14 protein-coding genes, 2 tRNA genes and 2 pseudogenes are annotated in these 16,551 nt (G+C 67.0%); 11 read left to right on the top strand and 7 right to left on the bottom strand.

Features of this window, described 5'->3' with window-relative positions; all coding sequences use genetic code 11:
* Nucleotides 1-109: 109 nt before the first annotated feature.
* Nucleotides 110-183 (bottom strand) — tRNA-Gly (locus MLGJGCBP_RS09005).
* Nucleotides 184-322: 139 nt separating this feature from the next.
* Here MLGJGCBP_RS09005 and MLGJGCBP_RS09000 point away from each other — a divergent pair.
* From MLGJGCBP_RS09000 to MLGJGCBP_RS08955, 10 genes are all read left to right on the top strand, one after another.
* Nucleotides 323-399: transfer RNA gene (locus MLGJGCBP_RS09000), tRNA-Pro, on the top strand.
* Nucleotides 400-461: 62 nt separating this feature from the next.
* Entirely contained in the window at nucleotides 462-1,856 is a 1,395-nt protein-coding gene (gene tig, locus MLGJGCBP_RS08995; protein WP_087561010.1) for a trigger factor, read from the top strand.
* 184 nt (nucleotides 1,857-2,040) lie between these two features.
* Entirely contained in the window at nucleotides 2,041-2,628 is a 588-nt protein-coding gene (locus MLGJGCBP_RS08990; RefSeq protein WP_011594411.1) for an ATP-dependent Clp protease proteolytic subunit, read from the top strand.
* A 48-nt stretch (nucleotides 2,629-2,676) separates the two neighbouring features.
* Nucleotides 2,677-3,339 carry an ATP-dependent Clp protease proteolytic subunit gene (locus MLGJGCBP_RS08985; protein ID WP_087561009.1) on the top strand — a complete coding sequence of 221 codons (663 nt, stop codon included), beginning with the start codon at nucleotides 2,677-2,679 and terminating at the stop codon, nucleotides 3,337-3,339.
* A 240-nt stretch (nucleotides 3,340-3,579) separates the two neighbouring features.
* Complete coding sequence (clpX, locus tag MLGJGCBP_RS08980) at nucleotides 3,580-4,860, top strand: ATP-dependent Clp protease ATP-binding subunit ClpX (RefSeq protein WP_005248181.1); 1,281 nt, start codon at nucleotides 3,580-3,582, stop codon at nucleotides 4,858-4,860.
* Nucleotides 4,861-4,928: 68 nt separating this feature from the next.
* Complete coding sequence (gene aroQ / locus MLGJGCBP_RS08975; RefSeq protein WP_160094923.1) at nucleotides 4,929-5,369, top strand: type II 3-dehydroquinate dehydratase; 441 nt, start codon at nucleotides 4,929-4,931, stop codon at nucleotides 5,367-5,369.
* 7 nt (nucleotides 5,370-5,376) lie between these two features.
* On the top strand, nucleotides 5,377-7,311 hold the full coding sequence (locus tag MLGJGCBP_RS08970) for a sugar phosphate isomerase/epimerase and 4-hydroxyphenylpyruvate domain-containing protein (protein ID WP_160094921.1): 1,935 nt from the start codon (nucleotides 5,377-5,379) through the stop codon (nucleotides 7,309-7,311).
* Nucleotides 7,312-7,588: 277 nt separating this feature from the next.
* Complete coding sequence (locus MLGJGCBP_RS08965) at nucleotides 7,589-8,362, top strand: M23 family metallopeptidase (protein WP_160094919.1); 774 nt, start codon at nucleotides 7,589-7,591, stop codon at nucleotides 8,360-8,362.
* 86 nt (nucleotides 8,363-8,448) lie between these two features.
* Nucleotides 8,449-9,636, top strand: a complete 1,188-nt coding sequence (locus tag MLGJGCBP_RS08960; protein WP_160094917.1) for a phytanoyl-CoA dioxygenase family protein — start codon at nucleotides 8,449-8,451, stop codon at nucleotides 9,634-9,636.
* Nucleotides 9,637-9,715: 79 nt separating this feature from the next.
* Nucleotides 9,716-10,582 carry a sugar phosphate isomerase/epimerase family protein gene (locus MLGJGCBP_RS08955; RefSeq protein ID WP_160094915.1) on the top strand — a complete coding sequence of 289 codons (867 nt, stop codon included), beginning with the start codon at nucleotides 9,716-9,718 and terminating at the stop codon, nucleotides 10,580-10,582.
* Nucleotides 10,583-10,605: 23 nt separating this feature from the next.
* Here MLGJGCBP_RS08955 and MLGJGCBP_RS08950 read toward each other — a convergent pair whose 3' ends face one another.
* Nucleotides 10,606-11,658 carry a LacI family DNA-binding transcriptional regulator gene (locus tag MLGJGCBP_RS08950; RefSeq protein ID WP_160094913.1) on the bottom strand — a complete coding sequence of 351 codons (1,053 nt, stop codon included), beginning with the start codon at nucleotides 11,656-11,658 and terminating at the stop codon, nucleotides 10,606-10,608.
* Between the two features lie 239 nt (nucleotides 11,659-11,897).
* Here MLGJGCBP_RS08950 and MLGJGCBP_RS08945 point away from each other — a divergent pair, with 239 nt between their 5' ends.
* Nucleotides 11,898-13,367 (top strand): sugar porter family MFS transporter, encoded by a 1,470-nt coding sequence (locus MLGJGCBP_RS08945; protein WP_160094911.1) that lies wholly within the window; start codon nucleotides 11,898-11,900, stop codon nucleotides 13,365-13,367.
* Between the two features lie 10 nt (nucleotides 13,368-13,377).
* On the opposite strand, the gene MLGJGCBP_RS08940 is transcribed toward MLGJGCBP_RS08945, so the two are convergent.
* From MLGJGCBP_RS08940 to MLGJGCBP_RS54230, 5 genes and pseudogenes are all read right to left on the bottom strand, one after another.
* The gene (locus MLGJGCBP_RS08940) at nucleotides 13,378-13,524 is read right to left on the bottom strand and encodes a hypothetical protein (RefSeq protein ID WP_160094909.1); all 147 of its coding nucleotides are present in this window, start codon (nucleotides 13,522-13,524) and stop codon (nucleotides 13,378-13,380) included.
* A 120-nt stretch (nucleotides 13,525-13,644) separates the two neighbouring features.
* Nucleotides 13,645-13,953: pseudogene (locus MLGJGCBP_RS08935) on the bottom strand (DUF222 domain-containing protein); the annotation flags it as partial.
* Between the two features lie 87 nt (nucleotides 13,954-14,040).
* Nucleotides 14,041-15,024 (bottom strand): ROK family protein, encoded by a 984-nt coding sequence (locus MLGJGCBP_RS08930; protein WP_087561002.1) that lies wholly within the window; start codon nucleotides 15,022-15,024, stop codon nucleotides 14,041-14,043.
* Nucleotides 15,021-16,409, bottom strand: coding sequence for an NAD(P)/FAD-dependent oxidoreductase (locus tag MLGJGCBP_RS08925; RefSeq protein ID WP_160094907.1), 1,389 nt, complete (start codon nucleotides 16,407-16,409; stop codon nucleotides 15,021-15,023). Before MLGJGCBP_RS08925 ends, MLGJGCBP_RS08930 begins: the two co-directional genes overlap by 4 nt.
* A gap of 66 nt (nucleotides 16,410-16,475) precedes the next feature.
* Nucleotides 16,476-16,551, bottom strand: a pseudogene (locus MLGJGCBP_RS54230) (methylmalonate-semialdehyde dehydrogenase); the annotation flags it as partial.

The raw sequence follows: 16,551 nt of genomic DNA, 5'->3' as shown, positions 1-16,551 counted from the left end.
GGCCGACGTTCGCTCGATTGCCTGTGACGCATGTCATACCGAGGCGGATGTGCGCGACCGCCCGTGCGCAACAAAAAGGAGCGTTCCCTGGGGTGGGAACGCTCCTGTGTGGAGGGGATGACGGGAATCGAACCCGCGTAATCAGTTTGGAAGACTGAGGCTCTACCATTGAGCTACATCCCCGTGCATACGACAACCTGGGATCGCCATGCATGTCGTCTGCGATGAGTGACTGTACCCAACCTCGCTTTGGATTTCATAATCGGGGGGCCGTAGGATTCTTCCTCGGGTCCTCGCGAGGTTGGTGAGGGCCGGCTTCGACCGGGGTGTAGCGCAGCTTGGTAGCGCATCCGCTTTGGGAGCGGAGGGTCGCAGGTTCAAATCCTGTCACCCCGACCAGAACCACAGGGCAGGTAACTGCCGCACAGTAAAAGAGCACGACCACACGAAGGAGCCAGTCCGTGAAGAGCACCGTCGAGCAGCTCAGCCCGACGCGAGTCCGTATCAACGTTGAGGTGCCCTTCGAGGAGCTCAAGCCTGATTTCGACAAGGCCTACAAGGCCCTCGCGCAACAGATCCGTCTCCCCGGTTTCCGTCCGGGCAAGGCACCGGCCAAGTTGCTCGAAGCCCGTGTCGGTCGTGGCGCCGTCCTGGAGCAGGTCGTCAACGACGCACTCCCGTCCCGCTACTCCGAGGCCGTCACCAGCGCCTCGGTGAAGGCGATCGGTCAGCCCGAGATCGAGATCACGAAGATCGAGGACGGCGAGCTCCTGGAGTTCACCGCCGAGGTCGACGTCCGTCCCGAGATCACGCTGCCCGACTACAGCGAATTGAGCGTCACCGTCGATCCGATCGAGATCACCGACGAGGCCGTCGAAGAGCAGCTGCTGTCGCTGCGTCAGCGTTTCGGCACCCTCACCGGTGTCGAGCGCGCGGTCGAGGACGGAGACTTCATCTCCATCGACCTGGCGGCCACCGTCGACGGTGAGGCCGTTCCCGAGGCCACCGCGAGCGGTCTGTCGCACGAGGTCGGTTCGGGTCAGCTCATCGAGGGCCTCGACGAGGCCGTCGTCGGCGTCAAGGCCGGCGAGTCCAAGGAGTTCACCTCGACGCTCGTCGCCGGTGACCACGCGGGCAAGGAAGCTGTCGTCACCGTCACCGTCGGCACCGTCAAGGAGCGCGAGCTGCCTGCCGAGGACGACGAGTTTGCTCAGCTGGCAAGCGAGTTCGACACCCTCGACGAGCTGAAGGCCGACCTCCGTGAGCGCGTCGGACGCGTCCGCAAGGTCGAGCAGGCCGGTCAGATCCGCGACAAGGTCCTGGAGACCCTGCTCGAGACCGTCGAGGTCCCGCTGCCCGAGGCCGTCGTCAAGGCCGAGGTCGACGCTGCGCTGCACGACGCCGTGCACGGACTCGACCACGACGAGGAAGCGTTGAACAAGCTCCTCGAGGAGCAGGGCACGAGCCGCGAAGAGTTCGACAAGGATGCCAAGGAGAGCGCCGAGCGCTCGGTGAAGACCCAGCTGCTGCTGGACGCCATCGCCGACGCCTCCGACGTCACCGTCGGCCAGGACGAGCTCACCGAGCGCATCCTGTTCCAGGCGCAGCGCTACGGCATGGCGCCGGAGCAGTTCATCCAGCAGATCCAGCAGGCCGGTCAGCTCGGCGCCGTCTTCGCGGACGTGCGTCGTGGCAAGGCTCTCGCCGGTGTCGTCGAGCAGGCCACCGTCACGGACACCTCGGGTGCTTCCGTCGACACCGCCGAACTGTTCGGCAACGGTGAGGCCGAAGCCGAAGAGGCCGCGTCCACGGACGAGGTCGCGTCGGATTCCGCCGAGGGCGAAGACCAGAAGTAATGCTGGTCGCGGGGTGTTTCCCTCGCGTTCGGCTGTGAGATGTTTTCCGCTTTGAGCGAAGTAGGGCGGCACCGGGACTCCGGTGCCGCCCTCCTTCGTTAGTGTCTGTGTCAGCAATCAACGATTTACGGAGAAGGCAGGTACCGTGACTTCCAATCACCTGGAGACTTTGCAGAGTCCCGCCATGACTTCAGCCACCGCTGGGTTGAACCTCAGCGACTCGGTGTACGAGCGCCTGCTGCGCGAGCGCATCATCTTCCTCGGTACCCAGGTCGACGACGACATCGCGAACAAGCTGTGCGCCCAGATCCTGCTGCTGTCGGCAGAAGATCCCAGCCGGGACATCTCCCTCTACATCAACTCGCCCGGCGGCTCGGTCAGCGCCGGTATGGCGATCTTCGACACGATGCAGTTCGCCGAGTGCGACGTCGCGACGTTCGGAATGGGTCTGGCCGCGTCGATGGGCCAGTTCCTGCTCTCCGCCGGGGCCAAGGGCAAGCGGTACGCCCTCCCGCACGCGCGGATCATGATGCACCAGCCGTCCGCCGGAATCGGTGGTACCGCCAGTGACATCGCGATCATGGCCGAGCAGTTCGCGCACACCAAGCGCGAAATGGCCGAGCTGATCGCCGAGCACACCGGTCAGACGGTCGAGCAGATCACCGCCGATTCGGATCGCGACCGCTGGTTCACCGCACAGCAGGCTCTCGAATACGGTTTCGTCGACCACGTCGTCTCCCGCGCGGCGCAGGCGGGCGGGACCGGGCAGTAGCAGCCCGGCTTCCTCACTGACCGCTCCCACACATCCCTTGGAGAACTGATGACCAACCTGTTCGATCCCCGCAGCCTGGGAGGCCAGGCGCCTACAGGCCCCCAGTCGCGTTACATCCTGCCGTCGTTCATCGAGCACTCGAGCTACGGCGTGAAGGAGTCCAACCCGTACAACAAACTGTTCGAGGAGCGCATCATCTTCCTCGGCGTGCAGGTGGACGACGCGTCGGCCAACGACGTGATGGCTCAGCTGCTCGTTCTCGAGTCGCTGGACCCCGACCGCGACATCACCATGTACATCAACTCGCCGGGTGGCTCGTTCACCTCGCTGATGGCGATCTACGACACCATGCAGTACGTGCGCGCCGACATCACCACCGTGTGCCTCGGGCAGGCGGCCTCCGCTGCTGCGGTGCTGCTCGCGGCGGGTACCCCCGGCAAGCGTCTCGCCCTGCCGAACGCTCGTGTCCTCATCCACCAGCCGGCCACCGGTGGCATCCAGGGCCAGGTCTCCGACCTCGAGATCCAGGCCGCCGAGATCGAGCGGATGCGTCGCCTGATGGAGACCACCCTCGCGAAGCACACCGGCAAGGACGCCGACGTGATCCGCAAGGACACCGATCGCGACAAGATCCTCACGGCCGCCGAGGCCAAGGACTACGGAATCATCGACGACGTGCTCGAGTACCGCAAACTCAGCGCCCAGAAGTGATTTCCTGCCGCCCCGGCTCGGGCGACACGCCGTGACGGTGTGGTTGCCGCGAGCCGGGTGCGGGATCGGCAAGGCTGGCTTTCCCGGAAGATCGGTGCGCGAATCACCGACAACCAGTCGACCTCGCTCGCGATCTGCGGGTACGGTCACATAACGGGCTTTCGTTTTCGGTCGATGCGCGCAGGGCGTGGGATCGGTTCGATGGTTGCACGTAGACGAAGGAAGTAGGGACCTGACGAGATGGCACGCATCGGTGACGGCGGGGATCTGCTCAAGTGCTCTTTCTGCGGTAAGAGCCAGAAGCAGGTCAAGAAGCTCATTGCTGGGCCTGGGGTGTACATCTGCGACGAGTGCATCGACCTGTGCAACGAGATCATCGAAGAGGAGCTGGCCGAGTCCAGCGAGGTGAAGCTCGACGAGCTGCCGAAGCCGGCCGAGATCCGGGACTTCCTCGAGAACTACGTGATCGGCCAGGATGCCGCCAAGCGGACTCTCGCCGTCGCGGTCTACAACCACTACAAGCGCATCCAGGCCGGCGACAAGGGCCGTGATGCTCGTGGCGAGACGGTCGAGCTGGCGAAGTCGAACATTCTCATGCTCGGCCCCACGGGCTGCGGCAAGACGTATCTGGCTCAGACGCTGGCGAAGATGCTCAACGTTCCTTTCGCGATCGCCGATGCGACGGCTCTCACCGAGGCCGGCTACGTGGGTGAGGACGTCGAGAACATCCTCCTCAAGCTGATCCAGGCCGCGGACTACGACGTCAAGCGCGCCGAGACCGGCATCATCTACATCGACGAGGTCGACAAGATCGCCCGCAAGTCCGAGAACCCGTCGATCACGCGGGACGTGTCCGGTGAGGGTGTGCAGCAGGCTCTGCTGAAGATTCTCGAGGGCACGCAGGCCAGCGTGCCGCCGCAGGGTGGTCGCAAGCACCCGCATCAGGAGTTCATCCAGATCGACACGACGAACGTCCTGTTCATCGTGGCGGGCGCATTCGCAGGCCTCGAGCGGATCGTGTCCGACCGCGTCGGCAAGCGCGGCATCGGTTTCGGTGCCGAGGTGCGGTCGAAGGCGGAGATCGACACGCAGGACCACTTCGCGGAGGTCATGCCGGAAGACCTGATCAAGTTCGGGCTCATCCCCGAGTTCATCGGCCGTCTCCCCGTCGTGGCGTCGGTGACCAACCTCGACAAGGAATCGCTCGTCCAGATCCTGTCGGAGCCGAAGAACGCACTGGTCAAACAGTACAACCGGTTGTTCGACATGGACGGCGTGGAGTTGGAGTTCACCACGGACGCGCTCGAGGCCATCGCCGATCAGGCGATCCTCCGCGGCACCGGTGCTCGTGGTCTGCGCGCGATCATGGAGGAAGTTCTGCTTCCGGTCATGTACGACATCCCGAGCCGGGACGACGTCGAGAAGGTCGTGGTCAGCGCGGAGACGGTCAACGACAACGTGCTTCCGACCATCGTCCCGCGCAAGCCGGAGCGGGGAGAACGCCGGGACAAGTCCGCCTAGGCGGAAGCGCGCTGTATCCTGGGTGCGAACTAACTCACTAGTTCGTACAAATGGAGGTATAGCGCGCGATGACCGCTCCCGGACCGATCTTTGTTCTCAACGGCCCCAACCTGAATCTGCTGGGGCAACGGCAGCCCGAGGTGTACGGGCGGGAGACGCTCGACGACGTCGTGGAGTTGTGCCGCGCAGCCGCCGCGAAGGCGGGACGTGAGATCGTCGCGCGGCAGTCCAACCACGAGGGTCACCTGATCGACTGGGTGCACGAGGCCCGCACTACGGCGTCGGGCGTCGTGATCAACCCCGGCGGTTTCACACACACGTCGGTGGCGCTGCGCGACGCCCTGGTCACGCTCGAGGTGCCCCTCGTCGAGGTGCACATCAGCAACGTGCACGCCCGTGAGGAGTTCCGGCACCACTCCTACGTGTCCGGGGTTGCCACCGGAACGATCGCCGGACTCGGCACCCTCGGCTATTCGCTGGCCGTCGACTTCATCTGCAACAAGGGCTGACGGCGCCATGGGAGGACAGGTTCGTACGAGCGTTGCCACGGTGTCCTTGAGCGGATCGCTGGAGGAGAAGGTCACTGCGATCGCGGCGGCCGGGTTCGACGGATTCGAGGTGTTCGAACCCGATTTCGTGAGCTCGCCGTGGTCGCCGCGTGAGCTGGCCTCCCGCGCAGCGGATCTCGGGCTCACCCTCGATCTGTATCAGCCGTTCCGCGATCTGGATTCCGCCGACGACGTGACGTTCGCGCGCAACCTGGTCCGGGCCGAGCGCAAGTTCGACATCATGGAGCAGCTCGGTTGCGACACCCTGCTGGTCTGCTCGTCGCCGCTGCCCGAGGCGGTGCGCGACGACGCCCGCCTCACCGAGCAGCTCCACACCCTCGCCGAGCGTGCACACAGCCGGGGGCTCCGCATCGCCTACGAGGCGCTGGCCTGGGGCACGCACGTCAACACATACCGGCACGCGTGGAAGATCGTGCAGGACGCCGACCATCCCGCCCTCGGCACCTGCCTCGACAGCTTCCACATCCTCTCCCGCGGCGACGACCCGTCCGGCATCCGCGACATCCCGGGGGAGAAGATCTTCTTCCTGCAGCTCGCCGATGCTCCTCGGATGTCGATGGACATCCTGCAGTGGAGCCGGCACCACCGGAACTTCCCGGGGCAGGGCAACTTCGATCTCGCCACGTTCGGTGCCCACGTCCAGGCGGCCGGATACACCGGACCGTGGTCGCTGGAGATCTTCAACGACACGTTCCGGCAGTCGTCGACGGGCCGCACGGCCGCCGACGCGCACCGCTCGCTGCTGTACCTCCAGGAGGAGGTCGCCCGGGTGCAGACCGAGCACGGCGAGGACACCGGTCGCGGTCTGGCGCTGTTCGAGCCGCCGCCGCGCGCACCCCTCGAAGGCATCGTGTCGCTCCGGCTCGCCGCCGGTCCCGGCAAGGATTCCGACCTTCGGCAAGCGTTGCAGCACATCGGATTCCGTCTGGTGGGCCGCCACCGCAGCCACGACCTCCAGTTGTGGCGGCACGGGCGGATGACCATCGTGGTCGACGCCACCGCGGGCACGGTGTGGACGGCGCCGGGTCTGCCTGCGCACCTGCCGGTGCTCACCCAGATCGGCATCCGGTCGAGCGATCCCGACGCGTGGGGGGAGCGCGCCGCGGCGCTCGAGGTCCCGGTGCACGAGGTCCTGCTGCCCGGGGTCGACACCGCGCCCGAATCCGATGTGGTGCGTCTCAAGATCACCGACGCGACGTCGCTGGACCTGCGCGGTCCGGGTAGCGCCGCGTCGTGGCAGTCGGCGTTCGATCTGTATCCGACGGAGTCGCGCTGGCAGGACGAGGTGCCGGTGTTCACCGGGGTCGATCACGTGGCGCTCGCCGTTCCGTCGGACAACTGGGACGGCATCATGCTGCTGCTCCGCTCGGTGTTCGCGATGGCGCCGCACGAGGGACTCGATGTCACGGACGCGGTCGGGATGATGCGCAGTCAGGCGCTGACGATGGATCAGACCGGTGCCGACGGCGTCGACCGTCCGCTGCGCATCTCGCTGAACATGGTTCCGGGCGCGGTGTCGGGGAACTCCCACATCGTCGCGGCCCGGCGCGGTGGGATCAGCCACGTCGCGTTCGCGTGCACGGATATCTTCACCGCCGCGGCGACCATGCAATCGAACGGCTTCGAGCCGCTCGTCATCTCGCCGAACTACTACGACGACCTCGAGGCCCGTTTCGGACTCTCCCGCGAACTCCTCGACCGCATGAGCGGTTCCGGCATCATGTACGACGCCGACGTCCACGGCGAGTTCTTCCACCTGTTCACCCAGACGGTGGGCGCCGACCTGTTCTTCGAGGTGGTGCAACGCGTCGGTGGTTACGAGGGGTACGGGGACGCGAACTCCGCGATGCGTCTGGCTGCCCAGTTGCGGGCGGCCGGCTGAGCGCTCCACCCGACAGATAACGGCGCCCGTGGTCACGACCACGGGCGCCGTCGTCGTTCAGTCGAGTGACGTCCGCCACGTCTAAAGCGTGACCACTGACATCGATGCGCCCTCCCGGGGTGCGTGTGACTGATGTGGTCGAAAAATCCGGCCGGAGACTGCGGCCGACTTCGCAGGAGTCAACGCGACACGTGGGTTTCTGGCTGATACGTACTAACCTGTGTCGAAACCGTGACCATTTCGTTATTAGTCACGAACTCGACGGAGGAAAGTGGTCTTGTCTCTACACGCGAACACCGTCCCGCAGTCCCGGCACGCCCGGCGCTCCCGTGCGAAGTCCGCCCGCCGGCATGTGGTCGCGACCTCGCTGGCGGCCGCTGCTCTGCTCGTGTCCGGTGCCATCGCCTCCGCTGCCACCGGGGAGGTCGCGCACGCATCCACCGAGACGGGTGTGTCGCTCACGCCGCTGCCGCAGTTCCTGCAGGTCGACCGCCCGGAGTTGACCGACCACACCGACCAACTCCAGCGCGCCGCCCAGCGTGAGGTCGAGCGTCTCGCGGTGCAGAAGGCCGAGACCGAGCGCCTGGCCCGCGAGGCCGCCGAACAGGCCGCACGCCAGGCCGCCGCCGAGGAAGCCGCTCGCCGGCCCGCGGTCCTGTTTCCGGCCGACGGCACCTTCACGTCGGGCTTCGGTCAGCGTTGGGGCACCAACCACAACGGCATCGACATCGCGAACTCCATCGGCACCCCGATCAAGGCCGTCACCAACGGCACCGTGATCGAGAGCGGTCCGGCGTCGGGCTTCGGGATGTGGATCCGCCTGCAGCAGGACGACGGCACCATTGGCGTATACGGCCACATCGACACCTCGTTGGTCTCGGTCGGGCAGCCGATACGGGCCGGCGACCAGATCGCGACCATGGGCAACCGGGGACAGTCGACCGGACCGCACCTGCACTACGAGGTGTGGACGGCGAACGGAACCAAGATCGATCCGGCGGGCTGGCTCAACTCGCGCGGCGTATCCATTCCCGGAGGGCAGGGCGGCTAGGGGCGTCCTCGCGGCTCCGCCGCCTGAGGTGAAAATGATGGGTTTCTGGTGTTGTCTGCAGGTCGCATCACCGCAAGACTGTCTCCATGACCCTCTCCTCTTCTCCGTCGACCGGTCGGCGTGAGTGGATTCACGACTCGGACTGCGACCTCGACGCGTTTCGCGCCTCCGTGGACCGCTCGACGAACCTGGCCGACTATCCGTTCGCCCACTCCGTGGAGCAGAACGTCCTGGTGTACCGCAGCGATTCGCTGACTCCCCATCTCGACGAGGCGCAGTCCCGCCGCACAGTGCAGACCGAGCTCGTGCGCGCGCTCACCGACGGTCCCGGAATCGTGGTGTTCCAGAACGCCTTCGATGATCCCGCCGTGGTGGATCGTGCCACCGAACAATTCGACCGCCTCATCGCGCAGCAGCATGCGTCGGGTGGTGTGGTGGGGGACCACTTCGGCAAGGCCGGCGCCAACGACCGCATCTGGAACGCCGCGCAGAAACTGGCTCTCGGCGCCCCGGACGTGTTCGCCGACTACTACGCCAACGACATCCTCGCGCTGATCTGCCAGAGTTGGCTGGGCCCGCTGTACCAGGTCACGTCGCAAGTCAACGTCGTCAATCCCGGTGGGGCCGCTCAGGTTCCGCATCGGGACTACCATCTCGGCATCGTGCCTTCGCACGAGCTGCCCGAGTATCCGGCGCATCTGCACCGGATGTCGGCGGCGCTGACGCTGCAGGGCGCGGTGGCGCACTGCGACATGCCCGTCGAGAGCGGACCCACCCTGTATCTGCCGTACTCGCAGCAGTTCGAGGCGGGCTACCTGGCGTTCTCGCGGCCGGAGTTCGTCGAGTTCTTTCGCCACAGTCACGTCCAGTTGCCGCTCCGCAAGGGCGACGCGGTGTTCTTCAACCCGGCGCTCTACCACGGGGCCGGCCACAACCGTTCGGAGTCGATCCGGCGGATGGCCAATCTGCTGCAGATCTCGTCGCCGTTCGGCCGGGCGATGGAAGTGCTGGACCGTGAGGCCATGGCGAACGCCGTGTATCCGACGCTGCTGGCCCGGCAGAGGGCGGGGGCGAGCGAGCGCACTCTCCGCAACGCCGTCGTCGCGACCGCCGAGGGCTACCCGTTCCCCACCAACCTCGATCACGATCAGCCTGTGCACAGTCTCGCGCCTGCCACCCAGGTGGACACGGTGTGGGAAGCGTTGCGGGACAGCGTCGATCCGGCGGTGCTCGCGGAGCGTCTGGCCGTGCAGACCGCGCGGCGGCAACCGTGAACGGGCTCCGAAGCGTGATCGACGGACACGCGGATACACTACGACAGCACCGTCCGGTGCGATTGGACGAGACACGACGATGACGATTCGACTGGCAGGCGCGCCCATTTCTTGGGGAGTGTGTGAGGTGGAGGGCTGGGGTCACCAGCTCGACCCCGACCGGGTGCTCACCGAGATGCGCGACGCCGGCCTCGCGGCTACCGAACTCGGTCCGGACGGATTCCTCCCCTCGGATCCACACGAGCTGACGGACACCCTCGCCCGGTACGACCTCACGGCGGTCGGGGGATTCGTCCCGGTGCTGCTGCACGACCCGGATCACGACACGGTCGCGGCGATCGGCGGGGCGCTCGATTCGCTCGTCGCGTCGGCATCGGAGGTGATGGTCCTGGCGGCGGTGACGGGGGCGGTCGGTTACGATTCGCGACCCGAACTCGACGACTCCGGATGGAAGACGTTGCTGCGCAACCTCGACCGCCTGTCGTCCGCTGCTGCCGACCGGGGCCTGCGGGCGGTGATCCACCCGCACGTGGGGACGATGATCGAGAACCGGGCCGAGGTGGACCGCGTCCTGGACGGCTCGTCGATCCCGCTGTGCCTGGACACCGGACATCTCCTGATCGGCGGCACCGACCCGCTCGACCTGGTCACCACAGCGCCCGAGCGGATCGCCCACGCGCACCTGAAGGATGTCGATGCGACACTCCTCGGCCGGGTCCGGGCGGGTGAACTCACCTACACCGAGGCCGTCGCCCGGGGCATGTACACGCCGCTCGGCACTGGTGACGTGGACATCGCCGGGGTGGTCGAGCGGCTGCAGAATCAGGGCTACGACGGCTGGTACGTCCTCGAGCAGGACGCCATTCTCGCGGCGGAACCCGAGGGCGAAGGTCCCGTGCGCGACGTCGTCCGAAGCGTCGAATACCTGGAAAGCATCACGAAGTAAAGCCTCGTGCCGCCGGGGCGCGGCTACGACCGGGCAGGTCCGGTCGTGCCGCGCACCATCAGGTGGGGATCGATCACGAAATCCTGCGGGTCGAGGTCCTCGTTCTCGAGTCGGCCGACGGCGAACTGCACGGCGTGCCGGGCCAAGCCCTCGGTGTCCTGCCGCACGGTGGTGAGGTCGATCCGCGAGAACTGTGCCAGGTGGCTGTCGTCGTACCCGACGATCGAGATGTCGCCCGGCACGTCGACGTGGGCGCGGGTGAACACGTCCATGAGACCGATGGCGCAGCGGTCGTTGCCGGCGAGCACGGCGGTGGGCAGGTGGTCCTCGGCCAGCAGGGTGTTCGCGGCCGCGACGCCTGCCTCCTCGGTGTGCTGACCGGGAATGACGCGAATGTGGTCGGAGAGGTCGTGCCTGCGCATCGCGGCGAGATATGCGCGACGCCGCTCGGGTGAGCCCGGGTCCGCGCCGCCGTCGACGTGCGCGATCTCGCGATGTCCGAGTCCGACCAAGTGGTCCACGGAGTGGCGGATGCCCTTGGCGTCGGCGGTCCGCACGGTGTCGACGGCCGTGTGGGGGAGCGCGCGGCCGACGACAGTGACCACGGCTCGGTCCGCGAGCGTGCGCAGATAGTCCGCCTCGGAGAGGGGGCCGAGCAGGATCAGGCCCTCGCACCGGTGGCTGAGTAGCGCTTCGATCGCCTTGTGTTCGTCCCGGGTGGGTGCGCTCGCGGAGAGCAGGACCTCGTATCCGGCGGCCTCGGCCTCCGCGTAAATGGTTCCGATCAGGTCGGCCTGGAAGGTCTGGTGGACATCCATGAGCACCCCGAGGGTGCGGCTGCGGCCGCGGGCGAGCATGCGGGCGGCCCGGTCGAGCCGGTAGCCGAGTTCGTCCGCGGCCTGCAGGACGCGGTCCCGGGTCTCGTCGGATGCACCCGGTTTGTTGCTGAAGATCAGTGACACGAGGGTGCGTGACACCCCGGCCCGCGTCGCGACGTCGGCCATCGTGGGGCGTCGGTGCAGGCCGGCCGGTGCCCGCTCCGCATCCGCGTGTGCCGTGGCTCGGTCGTCGAGCATCTCGATCTCCCTCGGTTGCGTCGTCACGGACATTCTCACGGATCGCGACTTCAGCCCTTGACACCTTCTGTGATTCACCTCATAGTAGACAACTGAAGCGCGTTAGTGAAGCGCTTCAGTCCAGGAAAGTATGCCTCTTCGGCTGCATCGAGCCGAGCGCGCCCCGGGCGATATATCGACGCACGTGAACCGATCTTCCGTGTCGTGATGCGTGAGCATTCCCAGAAAGGCCACACCTGATGTTGACAACCAACTCGGCTGCCAGTGCACGCGGAAGCGGCGGCGCTGCGCGTAACGAGCGCAGTCACAAACGCTTCCTGACCAAGCTCACTGTCATCTCCACACTCGGAGGCCTGCTGTTCGGCTACGACACCGGGGTGATCTCCGGTGCGCTGCTGTACATGAAGGACGAGTTGAACCTCAGTGCGGTCGGCGAAGCCACCGTCGTGAGTTCGCTGCTCTTCCCGGGTGCCGCCGTCGGCGCGTTGCTGGGCGGCCGGTTGTCCGATGCCCTCGGCCGCAAGCGCACGCTGCTCGTCTGCGCGGGCCTGTTCCTCGTCGGTGCCCTCGGGTGTGCGATGGCTCCCAACGTGGAGATCATGGTGCTGGCCAGGATCGTCCTCGGTCTCGGTGTGGGCGCCGCCGCCGTCACCTGCCCGCTGTACCTGGCCGAGATGGCCCCGGTGGAGCGGCGTGGCCGGATGGTCACCATCAACGAACTGATGATCGTCACCGGTCAGATGCTGGCCTTCTCGATCAACGCGCTGCTCGATCACGTCATCGAGGATCCGACGGTGTGGCGGTACATGCTGGCCATCGCGTCGGTGCCCGCGGTTCTCCTGCTGCTCGGCATGCTCGCGCTGCCCGATTCACCGCGCTGGTACGCGTCGAAGGGCCGGCTCGCCGAGACCCGCAGGACCCTCGAACTGAGCCGCAGCGAGTCCGAGGCCGCCGACGAGTACGCCGGCATCGCCTTCCACGCCGCCCGCGACCGGAGGTCGAAGACCAGTGGCGCCGTCCACTACCTGCGTGACTACCCCTGGATGCGCCGGATCCTGTGGATCGGCTGCGGGCTCGCCATCGTGCAGCAGGCGACTGGCATCAACACGGTCAACTATTACGCCCCGACGATCCTCGAACAGAGTGGGTTGGGGGTCAGCGCGTCCCTGGTGGCCACCATCGCGGTCGGTGTCACCTCCGTGGTCATGACGATCCTCGGAATCGTCCTGCTGGGCTTCGTGAATCGCCGCAAGATGCTGCTCACCGGTTTCATTGGGGTGGCAAGCTCGCAGGCCGCGCTGTCGCTGGTGTTTCTGCTGCCCTCGTCCACCGGACGCAGCTACATCATCCTCGCCGCGATGATGGTGTTCGTCGCGTTCGTGCAGTGCTTCATCGGCACCTGCGTGTGGTTGCTGCTGTCGGAGATCTTCCCGATGGCCATCCGCGGATTCGCAATGGGTATCGCGGTATTCGTGCTCTGGACGACCAACGCCTTCATCTCGTTCGTCTTCCCGATCCTCAACTCGGTTCTCGGATCCACCGGAACGTTCGGGCTGTTCGTTCTCGTCAACCTGATGTCGGTGTACTTCGTGTACCGCTTCGTCCCGGAAACCAAGGGCCGCAGCCTCGAAGAGTTGGAGGACCGCCTCGGCGCGGGCAATCCCGCCACGTCCGCTGCGGGAAGCGCCGCAGCCGTCGCCACCCACTGATCGCCGGTTCTCACGCACCGGTACCACCGCCTGCGGGTGGTGGTACCGGGGCGTTGCGGTGTGTGGGGCGCCGCCCGTGTAGTTCGTTCAGGTACTCGGCGTCCTGCTGGTCGTGGGAGCGCTCGGTGAGCAGCCGGAGGGCACGGGAGTTCTGCACGCCTCGGATGTGGTTGTGGTCATTCGAGTTGTCCCGCGCAAATCTGCCGGACGGTCCAGCAGCCGTAGGTTTTCAGCCGGTGATGACGCCGGCAGAGGCAGGCGTGATTCGACACGACCGTCAGACCGACATTTCCCGCAACCGCATTGCGAGGGTGTGGGTGTCGGCGGCGGGGAGGTGCCGGTCGAGGTAGGCCATGCCGTTCTCCGCCGGGCGGATCCACACGTCGCGATCGGCGATGGCGAGCTTGTTGCGGTGGACGATGCTGTCGGGGTCGTGGCGGGCGATGAGCCGTCGGGCTCGGGCCCGCAGTTTGGACGGCGGTAGGGAGCGTCCGTCGAGGATCGCGGCTTCGAGTTGCTCCAACTTGTCGTCGCTGACGCCGTTGAGCATCGCGGCGATGACCCGTGCCTGATCCAGGTCGATCCGCCCGGCCGCAGCCCATCGATCGCCACGATTCCCGGCGGTGTCGTCATGCCTCCGCGCTCGTGAGTGCCCGACGAGTCCGGGGACTCCTCAACCACGCACGGGCGCGGAGCGCCTCGCGAGGGTGGCGGCCCCGATGCGCTGTGCCGATTCGCCGAGTTGTGTTTCGCGGATGCGGGCGAGGGGGCGGTGCCCGGAACCGGTTGCGAGAGAGGCGTAGACGTCCCGCGCGTGGTCGAGGAACAACGGAGCCGAACCGCTGACACCGCCGGCGATGACCACGAGGTCGGGGTCGTAGACGTCGCCGACCATGGCGAGTCCGACGCCCAGCCACCGTGCGAACTCTTCCATCGTGCGGATGGCCAGCGGGTCGCCGTCCCGCGCGGCGCTCGCGATCCGGCGGCCGGTGAGCGATCCCGGATCGCTCGCCACTTCGCGTGCGAGGATCGTCGAACTCGTGGGGTCGGAGGCGAGAAGTTCGATGGCCGTGTCCACGAGCGCTGTTCCGCTGCAATACCGTTCCCAGCACCCGCGCTTGCCGCAGGCGCAGGGTCTGCCGCCCGGGACCACCTGCAGGTGGCCGAGTTCGGGGGCGACACCGTGGCTCCCGCGGTACAGCGTCCCGTCGATGAGCAGGGCCGCACCGATGCCGGTGCCGATCGCGACCATCACCACATTGCGACCACCGGCGGCGGCCCCGAACCGGTGCTCCGCCCACGCCGCCGCGTTCGCGTCGTGTTCGAGGACCACTGGCAGTCCGAGCCGTTCGCTGAGGTCGTTGGCGACCGGCACGTTCTTCCACGGCAGATGCGGCGCGAACCGCACGGTGGTGAGGTCGGGGGTGATGAAACCCGCCACGGCCAGCCCGACGGCCGACACGGGATGGCGCCCCGCGAGTTCGCGGACGGCACGGTCGAGCGCGTCCTCGAGGGCCTTCGCCGATTGTGGTGTGGGCGCCTGCACGGAGTCGAGCACCTCGCCGGTGTCGTCGACCACGCAGGCCCGGATACTGGTACCACCGACGTCGATGCCGACGGTGAGAGCGGAGACAGGCACGGAGGCGACGGTACTCACCGTGCCGAGGCCGTCGCCGCCTCGGGTACCGCCCGGGAATCCTCCCAGGCATCGAGCCGGTTGATCGCGGTCCGGGCGACCACCTGTTGTTCCGTGACGGCGAGGTGTCCCCGGGAGCTGCCCAGGAACGACCACGTCCAAGACAGGGCGGTCGCGAGCCGGCTCTTGAATCCGACGATGTAGACCAGGTGGATCAGGAGCCACAGCAGCCAGGCGAGCAGCCCGGTCAGTTGGAGGCGGCCGACCTTCGCGACCGCGTGGAAGCGGGAGATCATCGCCATGCTGCCCTTGTCCGTGTAGCGGAACGGGGCGCGTTCGGGCTTGTCGCGACCTTTCCGGTGGGCGCGCACCTCCGCGGCGATCAGTTGCGCGGCGTAGCGGCCGCCCTGGATCGCGACCTGCGCGACGCCGGGAAGGCCGTCCCGGTTCATCATGTCCCCGACGACGAAGACGTTGCTGTGGCCCGGCAGGGTGAGGTCGGGTTCGACGAGAACCCGGCCCGCACGGTCGGTGCCGGTGCCGGTCTGCTCGGCGAGTTGCCTGCCCAGCGGGCTGGCCGCGACGCCCGCCGACCAGATCTTGCAGGCGGCCTCGATCCGCCGCTCGGCTCCGTCCTGGTCGCGGACGGTGAGTCCGTCGTCGTCGACGTCGGTCACCATCGCACCCAGCTGGATCTCGACCCCGAGATTCTCCAACGTGTCCGCGGCCGCCCGGCGCAGCTTGTCGTCGAACGGCGGGAGCACCGTCGGCGCCGCGTCGAGCAGGATGATGCGCGCGTCACGGGGATCGATGGTGCGGTACGCGCCGGCGAGAGTGCGGTGCGCGAGCTGGGCGATCTCGCCAGCCATCTCGACACCGGTGGGCCCGGCGCCGACCACGACGAACGTCAGCAGTCGCGCCCGCTCAGCGGGATCGGTGCTGACCTCGGCGCTCTCGAAGGCGCCCAGAATGCGACCCCGCAGCTCGAGGGCGTCGTCGATCGTCTTCATTCCGGGTGCGTGCTCCGCGAAATGGTCGTTGCCGAAATAGGATTGGCGGGCGCCCGCCGAGACGACGAGACTGTCGTACTCGGTGACGGTCGTGCGGCCGCGATGGGTGGACGTGACGGTCCGGTCGGCGACGTCGATCTTCTCGACTCCGCCGATGAGCACGGACGCGTTCTGCTGGTCTTCGAGGACGAGCCGCGTCGCCGGCGCGATCTCGCCCTCCGACAGGATTCCCGTCGCCACCTGGTACAGCAACGGCTGGAACAGGTGATGCGTCGTGCGATCGATCAGAGTGACATCGACGTCCGTCCGTTTCAGGGCCTTGGTGGCGAAGAGGCCGCCGAATCCCGATCCGATGACCACGACCCGATGACGGCGGGCCAGAGAGGTGTCGCTCATGAAGTTCCTTTCGATCGAACGGACTCCGCGCCGGACCGCGGACGGTCCGGCGCGGAGAACCAGTACTTATGCGTTCTGGGGGAATCCGAGGTTGAGGCCGCCGTGGCTGGGGTCGAGCCAGCGGGTGGTGACGACCTTGCCG

The sequence above is a fragment of the Rhodococcus sp. T7 genome (genome assembly GCF_009872365.1).
Taxonomy (GTDB): domain Bacteria; phylum Actinomycetota; class Actinomycetes; order Mycobacteriales; family Mycobacteriaceae; genus Rhodococcus_F.
This window is presented reverse-complemented; position numbering and strand designations above follow the sequence as displayed.

What these genes read in the sequence shown, in the direction of transcription:
- MLGJGCBP_RS08990 (WP_011594411.1), top strand. Translation starts at nt 2,041, where the DNA reads ATGACTTCAGCCACCGCTGGGTTGAACCTCAGCGACTCGGTGTACGAG.
- MLGJGCBP_RS08985 (WP_087561009.1), top strand. Translation starts at nt 2,677, where the DNA reads ATGACCAACCTGTTCGATCCCCGCAGCCTGGGAGGCCAGGCGCCTACA.
- clpX (WP_005248181.1), top strand. Translation starts at nt 3,580, where the DNA reads ATGGCACGCATCGGTGACGGCGGGGATCTGCTCAAGTGCTCTTTCTGC.
- aroQ (WP_160094923.1), top strand. Translation starts at nt 4,929, where the DNA reads ATGACCGCTCCCGGACCGATCTTTGTTCTCAACGGCCCCAACCTGAAT.
- MLGJGCBP_RS08970 (WP_160094921.1), top strand. Translation starts at nt 5,377, where the DNA reads ATGGGAGGACAGGTTCGTACGAGCGTTGCCACGGTGTCCTTGAGCGGA.
- MLGJGCBP_RS08960 (WP_160094917.1), top strand. Translation starts at nt 8,449, where the DNA reads ATGACCCTCTCCTCTTCTCCGTCGACCGGTCGGCGTGAGTGGATTCAC.
- MLGJGCBP_RS08955 (WP_160094915.1), top strand. Translation starts at nt 9,716, where the DNA reads ATGACGATTCGACTGGCAGGCGCGCCCATTTCTTGGGGAGTGTGTGAG.
- MLGJGCBP_RS08950 (WP_160094913.1), bottom strand. Translation starts at nt 11,658, where the DNA reads ATGCTCGACGACCGAGCCACGGCACACGCGGATGCGGAGCGGGCACCG.
- MLGJGCBP_RS08945 (WP_160094911.1), top strand. Translation starts at nt 11,898, where the DNA reads ATGTTGACAACCAACTCGGCTGCCAGTGCACGCGGAAGCGGCGGCGCT.
- MLGJGCBP_RS08925 (WP_160094907.1), bottom strand. Translation starts at nt 16,409, where the DNA reads ATGAGCGACACCTCTCTGGCCCGCCGTCATCGGGTCGTGGTCATCGGA.